19 protein-coding genes are annotated in these 20,604 nt (G+C 70.3%); 11 read left to right on the top strand and 8 right to left on the bottom strand.

The features are described from left to right. Window positions 1-269: 269 nt before the first annotated feature. Entirely contained in the window at window positions 270-719 is a 450-nt protein-coding gene (locus ABZ070_RS05500) for a hypothetical protein (protein ID WP_356630188.1), read from the bottom strand. Window positions 720-821: 102 nt separating this feature from the next. Here ABZ070_RS05500 and ABZ070_RS05495 point away from each other — a divergent pair, with 102 nt between their 5' ends. The 3 genes from ABZ070_RS05495 to ABZ070_RS05485 all read left to right on the top strand — a co-directional run bounded on the left by ABZ070_RS05495 (window position 822) and on the right by ABZ070_RS05485 (window position 4,748). Beyond that, window positions 822-1,553, top strand: a complete 732-nt coding sequence (locus ABZ070_RS05495) for a GntR family transcriptional regulator (protein ID WP_356630186.1) — start codon at window positions 822-824, stop codon at window positions 1,551-1,553. Next, the gene (locus tag ABZ070_RS05490; RefSeq protein ID WP_356630184.1) at window positions 1,550-3,961 is read left to right on the top strand and encodes a dolichyl-phosphate beta-glucosyltransferase; all 2,412 of its coding nucleotides are present in this window, start codon (window positions 1,550-1,552) and stop codon (window positions 3,959-3,961) included. Before ABZ070_RS05495 ends, ABZ070_RS05490 begins: the two co-directional genes overlap by 4 nt. A gap of 136 nt (window positions 3,962-4,097) precedes the next feature. Beyond that, a complete protein-coding gene (locus tag ABZ070_RS05485; RefSeq protein WP_356630182.1) occupies window positions 4,098-4,748 on the top strand; it encodes a hypothetical protein in 651 nt (216 codons plus the stop codon). A 33-nt stretch (window positions 4,749-4,781) separates the two neighbouring features. Here the strand turns inward: ABZ070_RS05485 and ABZ070_RS05480 are convergent, their stop codons facing one another. Beyond that, entirely contained in the window at window positions 4,782-5,522 is a 741-nt protein-coding gene (locus ABZ070_RS05480) for an SLATT domain-containing protein (protein WP_356630180.1), read from the bottom strand. 367 nt (window positions 5,523-5,889) lie between these two features. Between ABZ070_RS05480 and ABZ070_RS05475 the strand changes: the two genes are divergently transcribed. The 7 genes from ABZ070_RS05475 to ABZ070_RS05445 all read left to right on the top strand — a co-directional run bounded on the left by ABZ070_RS05475 (window position 5,890) and on the right by ABZ070_RS05445 (window position 12,603). Next, on the top strand, window positions 5,890-6,225 hold the full coding sequence (locus ABZ070_RS05475) for a YbaB/EbfC family nucleoid-associated protein (RefSeq protein WP_356630202.1): 336 nt from the start codon (window positions 5,890-5,892) through the stop codon (window positions 6,223-6,225). A gap of 80 nt (window positions 6,226-6,305) precedes the next feature. Continuing rightward, complete coding sequence (gene recR, locus ABZ070_RS05470) at window positions 6,306-6,905, top strand: recombination mediator RecR (RefSeq protein ID WP_264245817.1); 600 nt, start codon at window positions 6,306-6,308, stop codon at window positions 6,903-6,905. Next, the gene (locus tag ABZ070_RS05465; protein WP_356630177.1) at window positions 6,898-7,557 is read left to right on the top strand and encodes a DUF5063 domain-containing protein; all 660 of its coding nucleotides are present in this window, start codon (window positions 6,898-6,900) and stop codon (window positions 7,555-7,557) included. Before recR ends, ABZ070_RS05465 begins: the two co-directional genes overlap by 8 nt. Before the next feature lie 353 nt (window positions 7,558-7,910). Beyond that, entirely contained in the window at window positions 7,911-9,182 is a 1,272-nt protein-coding gene (locus ABZ070_RS05460; protein WP_356630175.1) for an aspartate kinase, read from the top strand. Next, complete coding sequence (locus ABZ070_RS05455; protein WP_356630173.1) at window positions 9,179-10,270, top strand: aspartate-semialdehyde dehydrogenase; 1,092 nt, start codon at window positions 9,179-9,181, stop codon at window positions 10,268-10,270. Before ABZ070_RS05460 ends, ABZ070_RS05455 begins: the two co-directional genes overlap by 4 nt. A 303-nt stretch (window positions 10,271-10,573) precedes the next feature. Continuing rightward, on the top strand, window positions 10,574-11,236 hold the full coding sequence (locus tag ABZ070_RS05450; protein WP_356630171.1) for a SigE family RNA polymerase sigma factor: 663 nt from the start codon (window positions 10,574-10,576) through the stop codon (window positions 11,234-11,236). Window positions 11,237-11,478: 242 nt separating this feature from the next. Further along, window positions 11,479-12,603, top strand: a complete 1,125-nt coding sequence (locus ABZ070_RS05445) for a hypothetical protein (protein ID WP_356630169.1) — start codon at window positions 11,479-11,481, stop codon at window positions 12,601-12,603. Window positions 12,604-12,730: 127 nt separating this feature from the next. On the opposite strand, the gene ABZ070_RS05440 is transcribed toward ABZ070_RS05445, so the two are convergent. From ABZ070_RS05440 to pstS, 4 genes are all read right to left on the bottom strand, one after another. Then, the gene (locus ABZ070_RS05440; protein ID WP_356630167.1) at window positions 12,731-13,486 is read right to left on the bottom strand and encodes an SURF1 family protein; all 756 of its coding nucleotides are present in this window, start codon (window positions 13,484-13,486) and stop codon (window positions 12,731-12,733) included. 468 nt (window positions 13,487-13,954) lie between these two features. Then, on the bottom strand, window positions 13,955-15,796 hold the full coding sequence (locus tag ABZ070_RS05435) for a prolyl oligopeptidase family serine peptidase (RefSeq protein ID WP_356630200.1): 1,842 nt from the start codon (window positions 15,794-15,796) through the stop codon (window positions 13,955-13,957). Window positions 15,797-16,406: 610 nt separating this feature from the next. After that, window positions 16,407-16,982 (bottom strand): TerD family protein, encoded by a 576-nt coding sequence (locus ABZ070_RS05430; protein ID WP_356630165.1) that lies wholly within the window; start codon window positions 16,980-16,982, stop codon window positions 16,407-16,409. 199 nt (window positions 16,983-17,181) lie between these two features. After that, complete coding sequence (gene pstS / locus ABZ070_RS05425; RefSeq protein WP_356630164.1) at window positions 17,182-18,306, bottom strand: phosphate ABC transporter substrate-binding protein PstS; 1,125 nt, start codon at window positions 18,304-18,306, stop codon at window positions 17,182-17,184. Between the two features lie 178 nt (window positions 18,307-18,484). On the opposite strand from pstS, the gene ABZ070_RS05420 reads away from it, so the two are divergent. Continuing rightward, a complete protein-coding gene (locus ABZ070_RS05420; protein ID WP_356630163.1) occupies window positions 18,485-19,168 on the top strand; it encodes an SUMF1/EgtB/PvdO family nonheme iron enzyme in 684 nt (227 codons plus the stop codon). 215 nt (window positions 19,169-19,383) lie between these two features. On the opposite strand, the gene ABZ070_RS05415 is transcribed toward ABZ070_RS05420, so the two are convergent. Both ABZ070_RS05415 and ABZ070_RS05410 read right to left on the bottom strand, forming a co-directional pair. Further along, the gene (locus tag ABZ070_RS05415) at window positions 19,384-19,641 is read right to left on the bottom strand and encodes a hypothetical protein (protein ID WP_356630161.1); all 258 of its coding nucleotides are present in this window, start codon (window positions 19,639-19,641) and stop codon (window positions 19,384-19,386) included. Window positions 19,642-19,994: 353 nt separating this feature from the next. Continuing rightward, window positions 19,995-20,438, bottom strand: a complete 444-nt coding sequence (locus ABZ070_RS05410; RefSeq protein WP_356630159.1) for a hypothetical protein — start codon at window positions 20,436-20,438, stop codon at window positions 19,995-19,997. Between the last annotated feature and the right edge of the window lie 166 nt (window positions 20,439-20,604).

The raw sequence follows: 20,604 nt of genomic DNA, 5'->3' as shown, positions 1-20,604 counted from the left end.
CACGCCGAAGGCGTAGGGGGAGGAGGCATGGCGGAGCCATGCCGACCGACGACAACGCGGCGTGGGGGCACCTCCCACGCCGAAGGCTGTGGGGGAGCGGTGCCAGGGCCCGCGAGCCCGGCATGATCCAAACGAGAGGCCCCAGGGAGAGGGCAGGGGGACGGCCCCGCGTCGCAGCGGCCGGACCCGCCCGACCGGCCGCCCTCACTTACGCCACCGAGAGCACGATCTTCCGCCGCACACCCCCTGCTCGAAGTCGTGCCTGGCCCTCAGGGCCGGGGCGCCGCCGCCGGCTCCACCTCCAGGAACCGTCGCTTCCGCGGCCCCCGGTACAGGAGCGCCTCCCAGCCCAGCCGGGCCAGCGCCGCCGCGCACGCCTTCAATCGGCCCTCCTCCTCCTGGGCCGCGCCGCTGCCCGGCGGGCCGAGCCACTCCACGTACGCCGTGCCGGGACGCTCGCCGGGCCGCACGCGATAGCCCGTCGCCGTGCGCCGGCTGTCGTCGTCGACGGCCGAGGGCGGGAAGCCGGACGCCTCCAGGGCGAGGGCGACCGCACGCACGGTGCGGGCCAGCTCCCACGGCGCGGGCGTGGCGGTGCCGCCGGTGTTGTTCGTCACGCGCCGGATCTGGAGCAGCCCTTCGAACGCCGTCGTCACCTCCGCGGCCCGTCCCTTGGCCGGCACGTGCGGCCCGTCACCCGTGGCCGGTTCGAACGCCACTGCGGCATCGCCTCCCCTCGCCGTCCAGACCGTACGCCGCGAACCGGGGCCCGGACCCCTGGCCTATCGTGTCCGGAACCGAAGGCGAAGGAGAAGGCCACGATGCCCGGCTACGGCAGCGGTAGCGGTAGCGGTGGCGGCAGCAGCGGCGCCGTGACCCGCAACACCCTGCGGCGCCAAATCGCCGACGCGTTGCGTGACGAAGTGCTCGCGGGCCGTATGCAGCCGGGCCAGGAGTTCACCGTCAAGGAGATCGCCGATCAGTACGGCGTCTCCGCGACGCCCGTGCGCGAAGCGCTCGTCGACCTCTCCGCCCAGGGGCTGCTCGACTCCGATCAGCACCGCGGTTTCAAGGTGCACCAGTTCTCCGTCGACGACTACCGGAGCATGGTCGACACGCGGTCCCTTGTCGTGGACGCCTTGTTCGGCCGGAGCGAAGAGCGCAGGCACGCGCCGCTGGACCCGCAGGCGCTGGTGTCCGTACGACGCCGGGCGGAGGAGGCCGCGCGGGCCGCGCGCACCGGGGACCTGGACATCCTCATCGGCTACGACCTGCGCTTCTGGCGCGAGCTCGGCGCGCTCGTCGCGAACCGCTACATCTGCGACTTCCTGCACCGGCTGCGGGTGCAGGCCTGGGTGTTCGCCGTACCGTTCCTGCGCGCCGACCCCGAGATGGCGGACTGGCTCTGGGGCGGCCATCAGGACATAGTCGACGCGATGACGAAGGGCGACGCGGACGGGGCGCGCGCCACGATCCGCGCCTACAACGACCACGCCCTCGTCTGGGCGGACCGGCTCGAACGACGGGCGCAACGGGGGCGGCAAGAGCGGTGAGCGTGGATCTGAGTGTTGTCGTCCCGGCGTACAACGAGGAGGGGCGGCTGCGCCCGACGCTGGACGCCATCTGTGCCCATCTGCACGCGGATCCGGACCGCTGGGGCGACTGGGAGCTGATCGTCGTCGACGACGGCTCCACCGACGCCACCGCGAAGATCGCGGAGGAGGCGGCGTCCGAGGAGCCGCGCATCCAGCTCGTCTCGAGCGGGACGAACCGCGGGAAGGGCAACGCCCTGCGCCTCGGCGTACTCGCCTCGTACGGCCGGCGCGTGCTGGTGACGGACGCCGACCTGGCGACGCCCATCGAGGAACTGGAGCGGCTCGGCGAAGTGCTGGAGAGCACGGACGCCGCTGCCGCGATCGGTTCGCGCGCGCACCCCGACGCGCGGATCGAGGTGCATCAGCGGCCCCTGCGCGAGTGGCTCGGCCGGATGGGCAACCGCCTGATACGCGCGGTCGCGGTCTCCGGCATCCGCGACACCCAGTGCGGATTCAAACTCCTCGACGGAGACAAGGCACGCGCCGCGTTCGCCGACTCGAGGCTCGACGGGTGGGGGATCGACGTCGAGATTCTCCGCTTCTTCCGGCGCGCGGGCTGGCCCGTGACCGAGGTCCCGGTCCGCTGGTCGCACCGGGCCGGCTCCAAGGTCAGACCCGCCGACTACGGCCGGGTGCTCGTGGAACTGCTGCGGCTGCGCGCCCGTGCCGTGCGCCGCGTGGACCTGGCCGTCGTCGGGCTGTTCCTGGTCGCGTCCGTACTGCTCTACAAAGGGCTGTGGGCGGACCTGGACCGGGCCTACCTCCGCGACGCGGGACAGGACCAGAACCAGTGGGAGTGGTTCTTCGCCGTCACCGCCGACAACGTCGTCCATCTGCGCAACCCGCTCTTCACGACGCTCCAGAACAATCCCGACGGCGTGAACCTGATGGCGAACACGGTGATGCTCGGCCTGTCCGTGCCGTTCACGCCGGTCACGCTCGCCTTCGGTCCGACCGTCACCTGGGCGCTCGTCCTCACCCTGGGGCTCGCCGCGACGGCGAGCGCCTGGTACTGGCTGATCGCCCGGCATCTGGTGAAAAGCCGCTGGGCGGCCGCGCTCGGCGGCGGGTTCGCCGCCTTCGCGCCGCCGATGATGTCGCACGGCAACGCCCACCCGAACTTCCTCGTCCTCTTCATGATCCCGGTGATCATCGACCGGGTGCTGCGCCTCTGCGAGGGCAGCAACGTCCGGCGGGACGGGGTGCTGCTCGGCCTCTTCGCGACGTACCAGATCTTCCTCGGCGAGGAGCCGCTGCTGCTCGCCGCCATGGGCATGCTGCTGTTCGCGCTCTCCTACGCGCTCGCGGCGCGCGACGTGGCCAAGGTGGCGTGGCGGCCGCTGCTGCGCGGAACGGGCATCGCGCTTCTGGTGTGCCTGCCGCTGGTGGCGTTCCCGCTGGGCTGGCAGTTCTTCGGTCCGCAGAGCTACAAGAGCGTGCTGCACGGCGACAACGCCGGCAACAGCCCGCTCGCCTTCCTGCAGCTCTCCGGCCGGGCGCTGATGGGCTCCGACGCCGGAGCCGACCCCCTCGCGATGAACCGCACCGAGCAGAACGCCTTCTACGGCTGGCCGTTGATCGCGCTGGCCGTCGCGATCGTGATCCGGCTGTGGCGGCTCGCGCTCGTCAAGGCCCTCGCCTGCACGGCGGTCGCCGCGGCGTTCCTCTCCCTCGGGCCCAAGTTCCGTATCCCGTACACCGACATCGTGCTGACCGGGCCGTGGCGGGCCCTCGCCCATCAGCCGCTGTTCGAGTCGGTCATCGAGTCGCGGGTGGCGATGATCTGCGCGCCCGTCCTCGGTGTCCTCCTCGCACTGACCGCCGACCGGCTGGCGGCATGGCGGCCGCTGATGCGGGGCCTCGGTTTCGCGGCGCTGGCGGCGGCCCTCGTGCCGGTGCTGCCGACGCCCTACCCCGTACGGGAACGGGCCGAGATCCCGGGCTTCATCACGCAGGGCACCTACGCCGAGTACCTCGCGGAGGGCGAGTCCCTGGTCACCGTGCCGCTGCCGAGCCCGGCCGGCGCCGAGGTACTGCACTGGCAGTCGGCGACGGGCCTCGGCTTCAAGGTCGCCGGCGGGTACTTCAACGGGCCGTGGGGCCCCGACCGCATCGGCATCTACGGCGCGACCCCCCGCCACACCTCCAACCTGCTGCACGAGGTCCGCAACACCGGCCGCGTACCGGTCATCGGTCCCAACTGGCGTGCCCAGGCGCGGGAGGACCTGAAGGCGTGGAACGCGGGTGTCGTGGTGCTGGCGCCGCAGTACAACGCCGGGCCGTTGTACGAGGCAGTGGAGAAACTCCTGGGCCGGCCGGGGGAGAGGGTGGCCGGGGTGTGGGTATGGGACGTGGGAGCGGAGTGACGAGGGGGTACCGGACCGCATCAAAACGTGTGGAACAGCACCCTTCGCGGGCCCGGCCCTCGGCACTACGCTGTCCCGACCATCGTCGTCTTCACGCTTCCTCCACCTCCTCGAACTGCTGAGAGCGAGCACTCCCTTGGCCTGTGACCTGTGGCTGGTCCCCCTTGTCGACGTGCTGTGCCACAGCCCCGACAATCCCTTCGCCGAAGAGATCGCCTCCTACGACAAGGCACTGACCGGCGCGGGCCTGCCGACGGTGCCCGTCTTCGCCTACATGCCCGGCCTGTCGGGCGATGTCGCGCCGGTGGCCGGCTTCGACTACGACGCGCTGCACTTCCTGCGGCGCGCCTATCTGCTGCAACTGTGCGGGCTCGCGGTCACGCCGGTGGACGAACTGGGCGGCGACTACGAGCAGTTGCTGGAGATGTTCGAGACGACGGCACAGCAGTCGCACCTGGTGTGGCACTACGACCACGCCGGCGCGTACGTCCCCGTCGACTTCGCGACCCCGCTGTTCAACGACGAACTCCTCGAGGGCGGCGGCCCCTTGGGCTCCACGCAGGGCCTGCTGCGCGAGCTGGAATACGTGGCCCCCGCCATCGGCATCGACCCCACGAACCCTCCGGCCGCGCCGGAGCCGCCGGAACGCCCCACGGCCCTGGAGGAGCCCGCGGGCCCGATCCCTTACGACGAGAGCCCGTTCGCGCGTGAGCGGCATGTCTGGCTGGGGCTGCACGCGGCGGCCACGCGGAGCCTGGGCCAGGGCTCGATGATCATCTTCAGCTGACGTCCCACAGGGGCAGGAAGCAGCCGCCGTGCGTCAGCGCGGCGGCTCCGGGGGACGCTGGCGGGGCATGTTGGGGCGGGTGGCCGGGGGCAGCGGGAACCGGCCCTGGATGACGCCGTGGGACGGATGGAGTTCCGCCGTCGTGCGTGCGGCCGAGGCGGGCAGGCGCAGCGGCGCCGGGCCGGGGCGGAAGTCGGTCATCCAGTCCGACGTCTCCGAGCGGACCAGGTCCGAGATGTCCTCGGAGAAACGTCGCAGCACGCCCAGACAGCGTTCCGCCGCCTCGCTCGCCGTACCCTCCGCCGGACCCAGCACCTCGCGCACACTCTCCGACGCCCAGTCGTACTGGAGCGCCTGGAGGCGCCGCTGGACCGCCTGCGCGGTGGCCACGTTCCGCATCCAGCCGGCCGTCAGGCCGAAGTAGCGGTCGCAGGCCAGGCAGGCCGCGGCCGCGAGAAGGGAGAGATAGCCCCAGGGGGCCGCCTCGCCCACCGCGCCCGTGAGGTCGAGCAGGGGCAGCGCCGCCCCCGCGAGGACGCCCAGCGCCGTGCCGAGGCGCAGCAGACGGGCGGTCCGGCGCTTGCGGACCCGGTCCGAGAGGTACCAGTCCGCCGTGCGCAACGCGTCCGCCTCGACCCAGCGGTAGAGCTCGTCGAGCCGTGCCGCGGGCTCGCCCCAGTCCCCGAGGGGGAACGACCGCCCCGTCAGGTCTCCCGGCGGCGCCTCGCCGCCCTCCTCCCGGGCCCCCCCGGGCTGCATCTCCGGCTGGCTCACCGGTGCACTCCTCTGCGCTCTGCTGACGACCAGGACTGACGCCCAGGACTGACTATCAGGTCCGAAAAGGTGCTGAAAAGGTGCTGACGTTACACCGCGTGACGTACGTGGCGGGCGTGCGTTCTGATACGGCGCAGGCCCTTCATACCGCCGAATGGTGGTCTGTGGGCCGAAGATCCCTGTACTTCCGCCCACACGGGGTCACTGGTCAGGTAGTGGAGCCCCGACAGGGCCCCTTTCGCTCACTCGAAAGAGTTGGTCGATGCGGGGTGGGGCATGCCGCCCGGCGAGCACGTAGGCTCGGCCTTACCGAAACGTACAGAACGTCGAGTCACGTATTCAGTCGTCGAAGCAGCCAGGAGTGACCGTGATCCCCGGTGGTGGCCAGCCCGATATGCAGCAGCTGCTCCAGCAGGCCCAGAAGATGCAGCAGGACCTCGCGCAGGCTCAGGAGGAGCTCGCGAGGACCGAGGTCGAGGGTCAGGCCGGCGGCGGGCTCGTGAAGGCCACCGTCACCGGCTCGGGCGAGCTGCGCGGTCTCGTCATCGACCCGAAGGCCGTGGACCCGGAGGACACCGAGACCCTCGCGGATCTTGTCGTCGCCGCCGTCCAGGCCGCGAACGAGAACGCGCACCAGCTCCAGCAGGACAAGCTCGGCCCGCTGGCGCAGGGGCTCGGCGGCATGCCGGGCATGCCTTTCTGACCCGTTCCCGCTGTTGGCCTTCTGACGGCCACAGGCACCAACTACCGTAAGCAGCAAGCACTCCAAGGAGAGGCGTTCCGTTGTACGAAGGCGTGGTTCAGGACCTCATCGACGAACTGGGCAGGCTGCCCGGCGTCGGTCCCAAGAGCGCGCAGCGGATCGCCTTCCACATCCTCCAGGCCGAACCCACCGACGTCCGCCGCCTCGCGCACGCCCTGCTCGAGGTCAAGGACAAGGTCCGTTTCTGCGCGGTGTGCGGCAACGTCGCCCAGCAGGAGCAGTGCAACATCTGCCGCGACCCGCGCCGGGACCCGACGGTCGTCTGCGTCGTCGAGGAGCCCAAGGACGTCGTCGCGATCGAGCGGACGAGGGAGTTCCGGGGCCGGTACCACGTACTGGGCGGGGCCATCAGCCCCATCGAGGGTGTCGGCCCCGACGACCTGCGCATCCGCGAGCTGTTGGCGCGGCTCGCGGACGGCACGGTCACGGAGCTGATCCTGGCCACGGACCCCAATCTGGAGGGCGAGGCCACGGCCACGTACCTCGCACGCATGATCAAACCGATGGGTTTGAAGGTCACGAGGCTGGCCAGTGGACTCCCTGTAGGGGGAGACTTGGAATACGCCGACGAGGTCACGCTCGGGCGTGCCTTCGAGGGGAGACGACTGCTCGATGTCTGACGCCATGCTCCACGCCGTAGGACAGGACCCCGACAGCTTCGCGGTCCAGATCGCCGACTCGATCGAGTCCTTCATCGTCGCGACCACCGAGGTCGCGAAGGGCGACGAGCCCGACAGCGCGATCCCGTTCCTGCTGCTGGAGGTCTCCCAGCTGCTGCTCACCGGCGGCCGGCTGGGTGCGCACGAGGACATCATCCCGGAAGAGCGGTACGAGCCGGACACAGGCCCGGATCTCGACGTGGACGAGCTGCGGATGCGTTTCGCGACCATGCTCGAACCGATCGACGTCTTCTCCGAGGTCTTCGACCCGTACGAGCCCCGCAAGGCCCCGGTGCCGTCGCGGATCTCCGACAGCCTCGCCGACATCATCACCGACCTCCGCCACGGCCTCGCCCACTACCGAGCGGGCCGGACGAGCGAGGCGCTGTGGTGGTGGCAGTTCTCGTACTTCACCAACTGGGGCCCCACCGCCTCCGCGACCCTCAGGGCGCTGCAGTCCCTCGTCGCCCATGTCCGCCTGGACCAGCCGCTCGCCGAGCTGGACGGCCTCGACACCGACGAGGACCTGACCGAGGAAACGCTGGCCGAGGAGGCCGGCAAGGTCATGGTCCAGGAGATCGCCCGCCCGCTGGGGCTGCGGCGGGCTCGCTGACCGGCGGCACCGGTCACAGCGCGCCGGAGCCGGTGGCTGCCCCCGGCCCGGACCGCCTGCCTCGCGCAGGCGGCCAGGCGAGCCGGGATGATGCGGTCATGCGAGGCCGGGGTCATGTGGTCATGCGAGGCCGGGGTCATACGGTCGTGTGAGCCGGGACACAGATTCGCGTACCTCGCCGACCCCTGGGCAGTAGTCGATCCGAACGGCCGCGGGCGCCCCTCCGGGGCTTCCGGATGATCACTCTGTGAGCGGGACATCTCACCATGTGACATAACCGGGGCGATCCGCGGCCGCTCGATAGACTGAGCCGACCGCAGTAATGACTGCACAAGACCGAGCGAGGAGCGCACGTGGGCCTTGTCGTGCAGAAGTACGGAGGCTCCTCCGTTGCCGATGCCGAAGGCATCAAGCGGGTCGCCAAGCGAATCGTCGATGCCAAGAAGAACGGCCACCAGGTGGTCGTCGTGGTGTCGGCGATGGGTGACACGACGGACGAGCTGATCGATCTCGCCGAGCAGGTATCCCCGATCCCTGCAGGGCGTGAGTTCGACATGCTGCTGACCGCGGGAGAGCGGATCTCCATGGCCCTGCTGGCGATGGCGATCAAAAACCTGGGCCACGAGGCCCAGTCGTTCACCGGCAGCCAGGCAGGCGTCATCACCGACTCGGTCCACAACAAAGCGCGCATCATCGATGTGACGCCGGGCCGGATCCGTACGGCGCTCGACGAGGGCAACATCGCCATCGTCGCCGGATTCCAGGGTGTGTCCCAGGACAAGAAGGACATCACCACGCTCGGCCGGGGCGGGTCCGACACCACAGCCGTCGCCCTTGCCGCCGCGCTGGACGCCGAGGTCTGCGAGATCTACACCGACGTCGACGGCGTCTTCACCGCCGACCCGCGGGTCGTCAAGAAGGCACAGAAGATCGACTGGATCTCCTTCGAGGACATGCTGGAGCTCGCGGCCTCCGGCTCCAAGGTGCTGCTGCACCGTTGTGTCGAGTACGCACGCCGCTACAACATCCCGATCCACGTCCGGTCGTCCTTCTCCGGACTGCGTGGAACCTGGGTCAGCAACGAACCGCAAGGGGATCAGAAGGTGGAGCACGCCATCATCTCCGGAGTCGCCCACGACGTCTCCGAGGCGAAGATCACGGTCGTCGGGGTGCCGGACAAGCCGGGCGAGGCCGCGGCCATCTTCCGGACGATCGCGAACGCCGAGATCAACATCGACATGGTGGTCCAGAACGTCTCCGCGGCCGCCACCGCGCTGACGGACATCTCCTTCACCCTCCCCAAGACGGACGGCCGCAAGGCGATGGACGCCCTGGAGAAGGCGAAGAGCGCGATCGGCTTCGAATCGCTGCGCTACGACGACCAGATCGGCAAGATCTCGCTGGTCGGCGCGGGGATGAAGACCAACCCGGGCGTCACCGCCTCGTTCTTCGAGGCGCTGTCCGACGCGGGCGTGAACATCGAGCTGATCTCGACCTCCGAGATCCGCATCTCGGTCGTCACCCGCGCCGACGACGTCAACGAGGCCGTGCGCGCCGTACACACCGCCTTCGGTCTCGACTCCGACTCCGACGAGGCGGTCGTCTACGGAGGCACCGGGCGATGACCCGTAAACCGACGCTCGCGGTCGTCGGAGCGACCGGAGCCGTCGGTGCGGTGATGCTCCAGATCCTGTCGCAGCACGCGGACGTCTGGGGCGAGATACGCCTTGCCGCCTCCCCGCGCTCGGCCGGCCGAAAGCTGGCCGTGCGCGGGGAGGAATGCGAGGTCATGCCGGTCGGCGAGGAGGTCCTCGACGGCGTCGACGTGGCCCTCTTCCTGGTGCCCGGAGACGTGTCCGAGCGCTGGGCGCCCGTCGCCGTGGCCAAGGGCGCCGTCGTCGTCGACGCCTCACCGGCCTTCCGGATGGACCCCGACGTCCCGCTGGTCGTCCCCGAGGTCAATCCCCATGCCGTACGGGTGCGCCCGCGCGGCATCATCGCGAGCCCGCACGACACCACGCTCGCGATGATCCCTGCCGTCGGTGCCCTGCACGCCGAGTTCGGGCTGCGTGAACTGGTCGTCTCCTCCTACCAGGCCGTCAGCGGCGCCGGACGCGAAGCCGTGGCCGCGCTGCGGGCACAGATGTCGCTGGTCGCCGGTACGGAACTGGGTGCCACGCCCGGCGACGTGCGGCGCGCGGTGGGCGACGATCTCGGGCCGGTCCCGGGGCCGCTGGCACTCAACGTGGTGCCCTGGGCGGGGTCGCTCGCCCACGACGGCTGGTCCACGGAAGAACTGGGGCTACGGGCCGAGACGCGCAAGATCCTCGACCTGCCCGGGCTGAAGGTCGCCGCGACCTGCGTGCGGGTGCCGGTGCTCACGACGCATTCGCTGTCGGTGCACGCGTGCTTCGAGAACAAGGTCACCGTCGAGCGGGCGCACGAAATCCTCGCCACCTCACCCGGCGTCGTGCTGTACGACAACCCGGAAGCCGGCGACTTCCCCACGCCGGCGGACGTGGTGGGGACCGACCCGACCTGGGTGGGGCGGGTGCGACGGTCGCCGGACGACGACTGCGGCCTCGAACTGTTCGTGTGCGGGGACAATCTCCGCAAAGGCGCGGCACTGAACTCGGCGCAGATCGCCGAAGCCGTCGCCGCCGAGTTCGGCTCACGGCCGGGCGGTGACAGGGTCCGCGAACCGGTCGCCTAGTCTCATGGCCGCGGCGGTTGATGCGCGGCAGCTCGGCGCAGGCCCTTTGTAGGATCTGTGGACGTCCTGTGAGCAAAACGAAGGTCTGTACCACTTGAACCGGGGCGTCGACATGTTTGATTATTCGCTTCCCCCTTGCTGCAACCGGTAGTTGGGCGGGAGGCGTCTTTGCGGTCACCTCAAGACGGTGTCGCAAAAACTGGGGCATTGGGGAAGAGCGGTGCGCATGCGGGCATTCGGTTCGCCGTCAAAAGCGGTGGCGTACGCGTACAACCCTGGCGGGGGGCAGCGTGTCCAACAGGCGTGGCAGAGGTTCTCGACATCGCAAGGGTGGTCCCGGTCCGCGGCGCTTCGGTGCGCCCGCTCCGCAGACCCCGCCCGGCCGGCGGCATGCCGGTGATCGCACCCATGCCTGCCTCGCGGACCACTCGCGTCCCGTCCCCGCGGCAGGGCGCTGACGACGCCATGGCCACGGGTACCACCGTCGACCACCTCACCGAGACCTACCGCGCCCACTACCGCTCGCTGCTCGGTCTCGCCGCGCTGCTCCTCGACGACACCGCCTCCTGCGAGGACGTCGTCCAGGAGGCGTTCATCCGAGTGCACTCCGCGCGCAACCGCGTGCGGGACCCGGAGAAGACGCTCGCCTACCTGCGGCAGACCGTGGTCAACCTCTCCCGCTCCGCGCTGCGCAGGCGCATCCTGGGGCTCAAGCTGCTCTCCAAGCCGATGCCGGACATGGCGAGCGCCGAGGAAGGCGCCTACGACCAGCTGGAGCGGGACGCACTCATCAAGGCCATGCGTGGGCTGCAGCGCCGCCAGCGCGAGGTGCTGGTGCTGCGATACTTCGCCGACATGACCGAGGCGCAGGTGGCCGAGACGCTGGGGGTGTCCCTGGGCTCGGTGAAGGCATACGGCTCACGGGGCATCGCGGCGCTGCGCGTCGCCATGGAGGCCACGAAATGAGCGGGCGCGGGCGCGACAACAGCTTCGAGCACTACGGGCCGGACGGGCCGTCTGACGACCGGACTGGGAACGAGATTGTGAACAACGGGCCGAACAACGGGCCGAGGCGTCTTCCGACCGATACGGGGCCCGCTGCCGGGTCCGACGCGGGGCCGGACGCGACGTCTGACGTGGGACCCGACCTGAATTCTGATGCGGGATCCGATGAGGTGTCCGGCCGCGGATCGGGCCACGGATCCGATGTGGGATCCAGCCGGGGGACCGGCGGCGGGCAAGACGCCGGAGCGGGCGGCCCCGACCGCAGACCCGACCTCGCGATCGCCCTCGGGTTCGGCAGCGGGAACGACGGCGGGACAGACAGCGGGCCGGGCGCCGGAGGGGACGAGGACGCGCTGCGGCGGCTGCTGCAGGGAGTCGTGGAGGACATCCAGCCCTCGCCGGGAGCGCTGGAGCATCTGCACCGAGCGGTCCCCGCGCGAAGGGCACGCAAACGGCAGGCGCTGGTCGGCATGGCCGCCGCGGCGCTGCTGATCGGCACCGCCGTCCCCGCCTTCGTCCACGTGGCGAACTCGGCGGGCAGCGAGAAACCCAACCCGGTCAACGCCGGGCACGGCGAGCAGGCGCAGGGTGGCACAGGCAACGAACCTGGCGTCACAGGCGGCGACAACGGGACCAAGGGGCCCACACAGGGGGCGGGCGACACCGTCGCACCCGGTCGGACCGCCGGGCCGGGCCGGCCGACGGACCAGCCCACCGGCGTCGGTGACGGCGCCTCCGGTGCGGTCCAGTCACCCGCGGCAGGCGACGTCCAGGCGTGCACACCCGATCAGCTGAGCGTTTCCACGGAGCTCGGCGCACCGGACGCCGAGGGCAAGGTGTACGGCACCTTCCGCGTCACCAACATCTCCGGCACCGACTGCTTCGCCGCCGGCTCCACCATCGGCTTCCAGACCATGGGCGCCGCCGACGCGGCCCGGATCGGCGTCGCCCGCCACGCCGCGGGCGACGCGGCGAACGGGCTGCCCGACCCGACGGCGGCCGAGACGGACGCGACAGTCGCGATGGCGGCCAAGGCCTACGAGATGAGGTTCGCCTGGGTGCCGTCCGACACCTGTCCGACAGAAGGCGACTCCTCCCCCGATCCCTCGCCGTCCGTCGGCGACAGCAGTGGCGGTGGCGGGCAGGGCGGCACCGGCACCTCCGAGGGAAGCGCGGCCGAGCCTCAGCTCGTCACGGAGGACGGGCTGAAGGACGGCAGCGTCGCGGTCACCTACTCGGCGCTGGGCGGCTCGGTGACCGGCCAGACGACGGTGTCGAACGCGTGCGCCGGCACGATCTACTACACGGGCGTACTCCCGGGCCAGTGACGCGGGGCGGGCCTGCGGCCTGTCCGGTCGGTAACGCGGGCGGGCCCAGGCCCCGCCGTCTGTCGGGCGCGGGTCCGCGTCCGCCCTGGCCCCGCGAGCCCGGCGGCCCGGCCGCCCACAGCCCGTCTCAGGCGGCTTCGGCCTCCAGGCCCAGGGCCCGGTCGTGTTCCGACTCCGCCTCGCGGCGGACCAGGCGGAACCACATGAAGAGCACGAAGCCGGCGAAGACGAACCACTCGCCCGTGTAGCCGAGGTTCTGGAACGCCTTCAGGTCCAGGCCGCTGTTCTGGGGCGCTGCCGCAGGGACGGCGGTCAGGCCGTCGTCCGCCTTGGTCAGCGTCACCCACGCGTCGTACACGTCGTCCGGTACGAGATTCACCAGCGAAGCCGCGCTGATCATGCCGAGCTGGCCGCTCGGCAGGCCGCCTGCCGTGTGCACCCCGTCGGTGCCGCTGGACTCGGAGGCCTGCAGCGCACCCGTCACCGTGACCTCGCCGGCCGGCGCAGCCGGGGCGGGATCGCCCTGGGGCAGCCAGCCCCGGACCACGGGAAGCGTGCGCCCCCCGTCCGTCTTCAGCAGCGTCAGGACGTACGACCCCCGCTTGCCGTCGAGCTCACGCTCCGGGACGAGGAACTGCTCCCCGTACCGGCCCGAGGCCGTCGCCGTCCGGCCGGACGTCTCCTTGTCGACGGGGAGCAGCTCGTCGAGCGGCACCGCCTTCTGCGTCTGCGGTTCCGGCTTCTGCTCCGCGGCGCGATGAGAGTCCACTCGGTCCTCGAACCTGCCCAGCTGCCACGTGCCCATGAAGATGCAGAACGGGATCGCCAGCAGTACGAAGACGTTGATCCCCCACCAGCGGGGCGTCAGCAGGAATCGGTACACCCCTCCACGGTACGGAACGCGTCCACCGCTCCGGGTGCCGGGGCCGCTGTGACGGCAGCCTCACAGCGGCGGACCCGACGATCGCCACCGCCGCCTGCGCGGCTGCGCCCGCCCCGGCTTCGCGCGGCTGCGCCACGGCAGCGTCACGGCTGCGGCACCGCCGTCTCGCGGCCGCCGTTCGGCTTCGCGGTTGCCGGTCACCGCTGCCTCGTGCCGCCGCCCGCCTGCGGTACTGCCTTGTGACCGCCACTGCCCGCCTGCGCGGTTGCGGTCACCTGCGCGGCTGTGCCCGCTTCACTTGCGCGGCTGCGCCACGGCTGCGCCACGGCTGCGGCGCCGCCGCCCCGGCTTCGCGGCTGCGGCACCGCCGTTCCGGCTCCGCGGTTGCGCTCGCTCCGCCTGCGAGGCAGCGGCACCGCTGCCTTGTGCCGCTGCCGCCCGCCTGCGCGTGGCTGCTCCCGTGGTGCGTCAGCTCTGCAGCATGGCTGCCCCCAGATGACGGTCGGCGAAGTCGATCTCCAGCCGCACCTGCTTGATGCGCTCCTCCACCACGAGGGAGCCGTGTCCCGCGTCGTACCGGTACACCTCATGGACCGCGCCGCGCGCCACCAGCCGGTCCACGTAGTTGTCGATCTGGCGGATCGGGCAGCGCGGGTCGTTGACACCCGCCGAGATGTACACCGGGGCGCGGACCGCGTCGACGTACGTCAGCGGCGACGAGGCCTCGAAGCGCTCGGGAACCTCCTCCGGGGTGCCGCCGAACAGCGTGCGGTCCATCGCCTTCAGCGCCTCCATCTCGTCGTGATACGCCGTCACATAGTCCGCGACCGGGACCGCGGCCACGCCCAGCGCCCACGCCTCCGGCTGGGTGCCGAGGCCCAGCAGCGTCAGATAGCCGCCCCAGGATCCGCCCGCCAGGACCAACTTCGCCGGGTCGGCGAGACCCGAGGCGACCGCCCACTCGCGGACCGCCGTGATGTCCTCCAACTCGATCAGACCGACCCGGTGCTTGAGGGCGTCCGTCCACTCCCGGCCGTAACCGGTCGAGCCGCGGTAGTTGACCCGGACCACCGCATAACCGTGGTCGACCCAGGCCGCGGGACCCGCCATGAATGTGTCGCTGTCGTGCCACGTCGGGCCGCCGTGGATCTCGAAGACGGTCGGCAGCGGGCCCGTGGCCCCGGCAGGCTTCTGCACGAGGGCGTGAACAAGACCGCCGGGGCCTTCCACCCAGACGTCCTCCACCGGCACCGAATCCGGTGCCTTCATGCCCGGAGGATCGAGGACAACGCTGCCGGCGGTGGACCGTACCTGCGGAGGCTGCGCCGCGGACGACCACAGATACTCCACGGACCCGTCAGGACGGGCGGTCGCGCCGGAGATGGAACCGGCGGGCGTCTCGATCTGGACGAGTGCGTGCGACGCCAGGTCGTAGCGCCACAGCTCACCGCGGGCCTCGAAGCTGTGGGCCAACAGCAGCGCCGAGCCGTCCGGATACCACTCGGCGTTCACATCGCCGGGCAGCTTGATCCCCAGGTCGGTCTGCTCCCCGGAGACGACGTCCCAGATCATCGGCTCCCAGCGGCCGCGCCGCTGGTGCCCGACGAGGAGCCTGGTGTCGCCGTCGACCGGGGCGAATTCGAGGGCCTCGAGCCCGAGCTCAACCGTGCCGCCCTCGGTGTCGTCGAGCTCGGCCACCGGGCTCCCGTCCAGGCGGGTCACACGCAGCGCGGAGTGCATCGCGTCCCCGTGCTCCGTGTGCTCGATCGCGAGCAGGGCCCCGTCGTGCGAGAGGCCGCCCACGCCTGCCGACTCCCGGTGCCGGTAGATCTCCACGGGCGCCTCGCCCGCCCGCACGACATGAATCGTCGTGCCGTCCTCATCGGTGGAGCGACCGATCACCGCAGTGGAGCCGTCACGGCCGAGGGCGACACCGGCCGGATACGACGGCTCGAGGCCCGGCGCTGCCGGCACGTCCTCGCCACCGCCGAACGGCTGCCGCATCCAGATGCCGAACTCGTCCCCGTCGGTGTCCGAGAACCACCAGATGGCCTGGCCGTCAGGGGTGACTATCCCGTCCGTCGTGCCGTTCGGCCGGTCGGTCACCTGGCGCTGTTCGCCCGTGGACCGGTCCCAGGCGTACAGCTCGTAGGTCCCCGTCGCGTTCGACACGAACAAGGAGCGGTCCGGCGCGTCCTCCGCCCAGTCGGGCAGAGAGACACGCGGCGCCCGGAAGCGCTTCTCCCAGTCGGGCATGGGGGGAGTGCCGGGCATGTCGGGCAAGGTGTGTGCGTCGCTCATGCCCTCCATCAAAGCGGATTCCGCCGACACCCTCCGCAGCCTGTGGATAACTTCTCCACAGGTGGGCGCCGGCGCATCGCGCGACACCCGCTCGGCGTCCTCTCGGCCCCGTCACCACTCCGGTCGTTCGGCACGGCGAGGCCGCCGCCTCCTCGGGCAGGGGCGAGGCTGCCGCCTCTCGGCTCTTGTTCTGTGCCCGCCGACGTTCCCCGGCCGCTCCTTGGACCGGGCAGGGCACCGCGTGGCGGGCCCGACGGGCAGCAGCACACGGCGGGGTGATCGCATGCTGGTGTGGGCAGCACGAAGCAGACCTCGGCGTTCCGTAGTGGCCGACGTCGCGGGGGAGATGCGGAGGTGGAGCGGGCGCCGGAGGCCTTCACGCAGGGCATGGCGGCGCCGGCGTGCGAGTGGGTCCAGCGGTTGGCGGAACGGAGAAAGGGTTGGTGGAACGCAAAAGGCGTGCACGCGGCGGGAGTTCGCCGATTCGCGGGCAGCTGGACGGCAGGCCGGGACGAGCAGAGCGACCGGCCGGGCGCGGCACGCTGCGGATCAGCCGACGAAGGCCGGCTCACCGATGTGCCGAGGCCCTTCTGGGCCCCGGCACATCGGGCGGGCGTTGTCAGATGTTGACGCCGAAGTCCTGCGCGATGCCGCGCAGACCCGAGGCGTAACCCTGGCCCACGGCGCGGAACTTCCACTCCGCCCCGTTGCGGTACAGCTCGCCGAAGACCATCGCGGTCTCGGTCGAGGCGTCCTCGCTCAGGTCGTAGCGAGCCAGCTCGTTGCTGTCGGCCTGGTTGACGACGCGGATGAAGGCGTTGCGCACCTGCCCGAAGGACTGGCTGCGGCTCTCGCCCTCGTGGATCGACACCGGGAAGACGATCTTGTCGACCTCGGCGGCCACGCCGGCCAGATTGACCTTGATCTGCTCGTCGTCGCCCTCGCCCTCACCGGTGAGGTTGTCACCGGTGTGCTCGACGGATGCGTCGGGGCTCTTGAGGTTGTTGAAGAACACGAAGTGCTGGTCGCTCAGGACCTTTCCGTTCGTGTCCACCAGCAGGGCGCTGGCGTCCAGGTCGAAGTCGGTCCCGGTGGTGCTCCGGACGTCCCAGCCGAGGCCCACGACGACCGCGGCCAGACCCGGGGCCTCCTTGCTGAGCGAGACATTGCCGCCCTTGGAAAGGCTGACTCCCATGGAATTCCCCTGCGCAATCCGGCGCGGGCCGCGCCACTTGACGGTTTCTTTGCCCAACCGGACAACGAGCGACTTGTCGTTCGGGTTCCCCGTTCGCCCGTTCGGCCGCGCCCGCTCCGCTCGTCCGCGCGCCGGCTGCCGCCGGGAGGCCGGTAGAAGGCCGTCCGCGCTGCGCCCGCGCCACGCGCCCGCCGCCCAGTCAGGACAGGCTGCTCACCACGTCGCGCACCTTCGCCGCTACTTTCTCCGGCAGTGGCGCGTAGTGGATGCGTGAGAGGCCCTGCTGTCCTTCCTCGCTCGCGGTGTAGGTGAGAAAAGACTTGAGGGCGGGCAGGACATCCGCCCGGTTGCCCGTGGCGCACACGACCTCATATGTGACGAGGACCATGGGGTACGCCCCCGGCGCCTTGGTCCGGTAGTCGAACTCCAGCGTCATGTCCTTGCCCTCGCCCACGTCCGCAGCCGCGGCAATGCCGTTCGAGGCCGCCTCGGCGGTGGGGGCGACCGGCTCAGACGCCCCCGTGTCCAGCCTGACGGTGGGGATCTTCCCCTCCTTGGCGAAGGACAGCTCGAAGTAGCCGATCGCGCCCTCGGTATGGACGACCTCGGACGCCACACGGTCCGAACCGCTGGCGGAGTGGCCGCCCTTGGCCTGCCAGGCCTTCTCCTTCGGATACGGCCACTCGTCCGGCGCCGCCTCGGCCAGGTACGCGTTCAGGTTCTGCGTGGTGCCCGATCCGTCGGAGCGGTGCACGGCGGTGATCGACGTCCTGGGCAGCTCGACGCCCGGATTCAGTCGCTGGATCGCCGGATCGTTCCACCGGGTGATCTCGGAGTCGAAGATCCTGGCCAGGGTGCGTGCGTCGAGGACCAGGTCGTCGACGCCCTCGATGTTGTAGCCGATGGCGATGGGGCCACCGACCATCGGGAGGTCGATGGCGCTGCCGCCGGGGCACACGTCGCGGGAGAACGCGATCTCCTCCGGCTTCAGTGCGGTGTCGGTCCCTCCGAGCACTGTCGCCCCGCGCAGGAACTGGGCCACACCGCCACCGGATCCGAGGGGCACGTAGCGGATCTGCACGCCCGGGCACGCACTCTGGTACTCCCGCATCCAGTGACGCATGGCGTTCTGCTGGGCCGAGGATCCGGAGGCCGCGATCTTCCCCTGCTCGGCGCAGTCGATCCGGCTGGACCTCGCCACGGAAGGCCGGTCGTCCGCCGCCTCACCGCTGTCGCCACCGCAGGCCGTGAGACACAGAGCGCTGCCAACTGCCGCCGCGACGACGCCGTACAGCCGCACGCGGCCCATCGGTCGATGCTGCACCGAGGTTCCTTTCGGGAGACCCTTTCGGGAGAGCCGGGAGCAGCGATGCTCGCCGACGCATGTGTGACAGAGGTGACGAGCACGCAAACAAATGTCGTCACCATGCTTTTTCTTGGGTGGCCGAGGTCTTACGGACGGACGAGTTCCGTGCCGGGCCAGTGGATAGGATCGTCCGATCATGGACGTGGACACAGGGCACGGGATGATCGACGTCCCGACCGGGCAGGTGACGCTGTCGGACCGGCGGACGCAGCGAAGTTGGACGGTGGAGCTCGCGCCCTACCGGATCGCGGCCGTCCCGCTCACCCAGGCGCTGTACGCCCGGACCACCGGCGCATGGCCGAGCACCGCGCAGGGCGACCGCCTCCCCGTCGAGGGCGTTTCGTGGTGGGACGCTGTGAGCTTCTGCAACGCCCTGTCCCGGTCGGAGGGTTTGGCGCCCGCGTACCGTCTCGGCGCCGGTGCCGAGACGGAAACCGTCGAGTGGGACGAGTCTGCCGACGGGTACCGCCTGCCTACCGAGGCCGAGTGGGAGCATGCGTGTCGTGCCGGTACGGCCGGCGCGCGGTACGGGCGACTCGAAGAGATCGCCTGGTACCGCGCCAACTCGCACGAGCGGATCCACGACGTGGGCGGCAAGCAGCCCAACACGTGGGGCCTTCACGACATGTTGGGCAACGTCTGGGAATGGACCTGGGACGTCTACGACGCCGAGGTCTACGGCACCTACCGCGTGCTGCGCGGCGGCGGCTGGTTCGACGAGCCATGGAGCTGCCGCGCCTCGGTGCGACGCCGCAGCCACCCGACGTTCCGGATCGACGACGTGGGTTTCCGCCTCGCGCGAACCGTCCGGCCGCGCTGACGCACACGACGTTCGCGCTGACGCGCCGGCATCCGTGCCCGGGGAGCTGTTGCGGGAGGCGAGGGGCGTGCGTCGCCGGCCACTTCTGGAAGCGATCGAGCGGGTGCTCGATCCCTCAGATATGTCGAAAGCACTAAGATTCCACGAAGGCGTGATGTGGCCTGCATCCATGGATGACAGGCCACATCACTGAACCTCAGCTGCGAGCTAGCTCGTCACGTCCGGAACTCGAACGTCGTGCAGTGCTTCCAGTCACTGTCGCTGCGGTAGGGATCACCCGTGACCAAGGAGACGATGATCTTGTTCGTCTTGCGTTCCGGACGGTCGAGGTTCCATGTGTAGGACTTACCCGCTCCCCTGGTCACGTGGTATTCCCTGGCGCCGCCCGGGCCAGTCAGATTGACGAAGACGGTGCGCCCGTCCTTCTTCTTGTCCTTCACATACAGATAGTCACCCTTGGAGGTGTACTTCACGTATGCACCTGCGCACCCGTGCCCCTCGTCGGCCTGCGCCGCAGGCGCAGAGATAAGGCTTCCCGCGAGGAACGCGGCGACGGCAGCCGGTACCAACGTGGCCACCCGATGCATGGGCGTGAACTTCAAGTCGTTCCCCCTGGAACGTTGCTCGATGCGCTGTCTGCCGAGCCCGGACGGAGCTGGCCCACAGGGTCGGCGCGCGAGTGAAGCCCGGAGAATGCGAACTGCCTCCAGGCTCCTGCTCAGCCTAGGGTCGTCGGCCGCACTCTGCGGTGAGAGGAAGGCGTGAAGGCTGAGGAACGTCTGTGCCAGTGACCAGGGCTGCAGCTCGCGGCTTGCCGTGGGTGGTTTCAGGACTTGGTCGTCTTCCATGCACTGCAGGTGCTGTCGATGACATGCTTGTTGTGCCACTCGCCGGCGCAGACCCGGATCTCGAGGATGTATCCCTCTTTGAGGTCCTTGTTCTCCCATCGATACGTCTGGAAGCCAGCGGTGTTCCAGATGGTTCCTTGCCGAATGGTCGCCTGGCTCTGGGGATAGACGCTGCGCCAGGCAACGAGAGTCGCGTGCCCGTCCTTTTTCTCGTCGACGACCTCGAACCAGTCCCCGACCTCGCGGAAGCAGCCCGACCCCACTGAGTTGTGGGCGCACGCCATGGCGGACGGAACACTCCCGTCATACGGCGTGGCGTCGGCCTGGTCGATCTCGAAGTGGACGGCCGAGGCGTTGCTGATCGTGAGCAGGGTCGCGGCGGCGACACCACCGAGGACAGTGGCAATTCGTGTCTTACGCAAAGCAGTTGCTTCCTTTGGCAGTTGTTCATCCAGGACGCTGTGAGTGTAGAGCGCGTCTTCCGCGCTCGGTGGTGCCTCGTCCCCGTCAGTCGCACGACTGTCCAGACCACTTGCCACCTACTCGCCGGCCCGACCGAAGAGGCCGATGACCCCACATCGCTCACAA

Origin of the sequence: Streptomyces sp. NPDC006283, assembly GCF_040613325.1 — a bacterium.
Lineage (GTDB): Bacteria > Actinomycetota > Actinomycetes > Streptomycetales > Streptomycetaceae > Streptomyces.
This window is presented reverse-complemented; position numbering and strand designations above follow the sequence as displayed.

Excerpts from the sequence above, each read along its gene's own strand:
- ABZ070_RS05495 (WP_356630186.1), top strand. The coding sequence starts at position 822 with ATGCCCGGCTACGGCAGCGGTAGCGGTAGCGGTGGCGGCAGCAGCGGC.
- ABZ070_RS05435 (WP_356630200.1), bottom strand. The coding sequence starts at position 15,796 with ATGGAGGGCATGAGCGACGCACACACCTTGCCCGACATGCCCGGCACT.
- ABZ070_RS05430 (WP_356630165.1), bottom strand. The coding sequence starts at position 16,982 with ATGGGAGTCAGCCTTTCCAAGGGCGGCAATGTCTCGCTCAGCAAGGAG.
- ABZ070_RS05455 (WP_356630173.1), top strand. The coding sequence starts at position 9,179 with ATGACCCGTAAACCGACGCTCGCGGTCGTCGGAGCGACCGGAGCCGTC.
- ABZ070_RS05420 (WP_356630163.1), top strand. The coding sequence starts at position 18,485 with ATGGACGTGGACACAGGGCACGGGATGATCGACGTCCCGACCGGGCAG.
- ABZ070_RS05465 (WP_356630177.1), top strand. The coding sequence starts at position 6,898 with ATGTCTGACGCCATGCTCCACGCCGTAGGACAGGACCCCGACAGCTTC.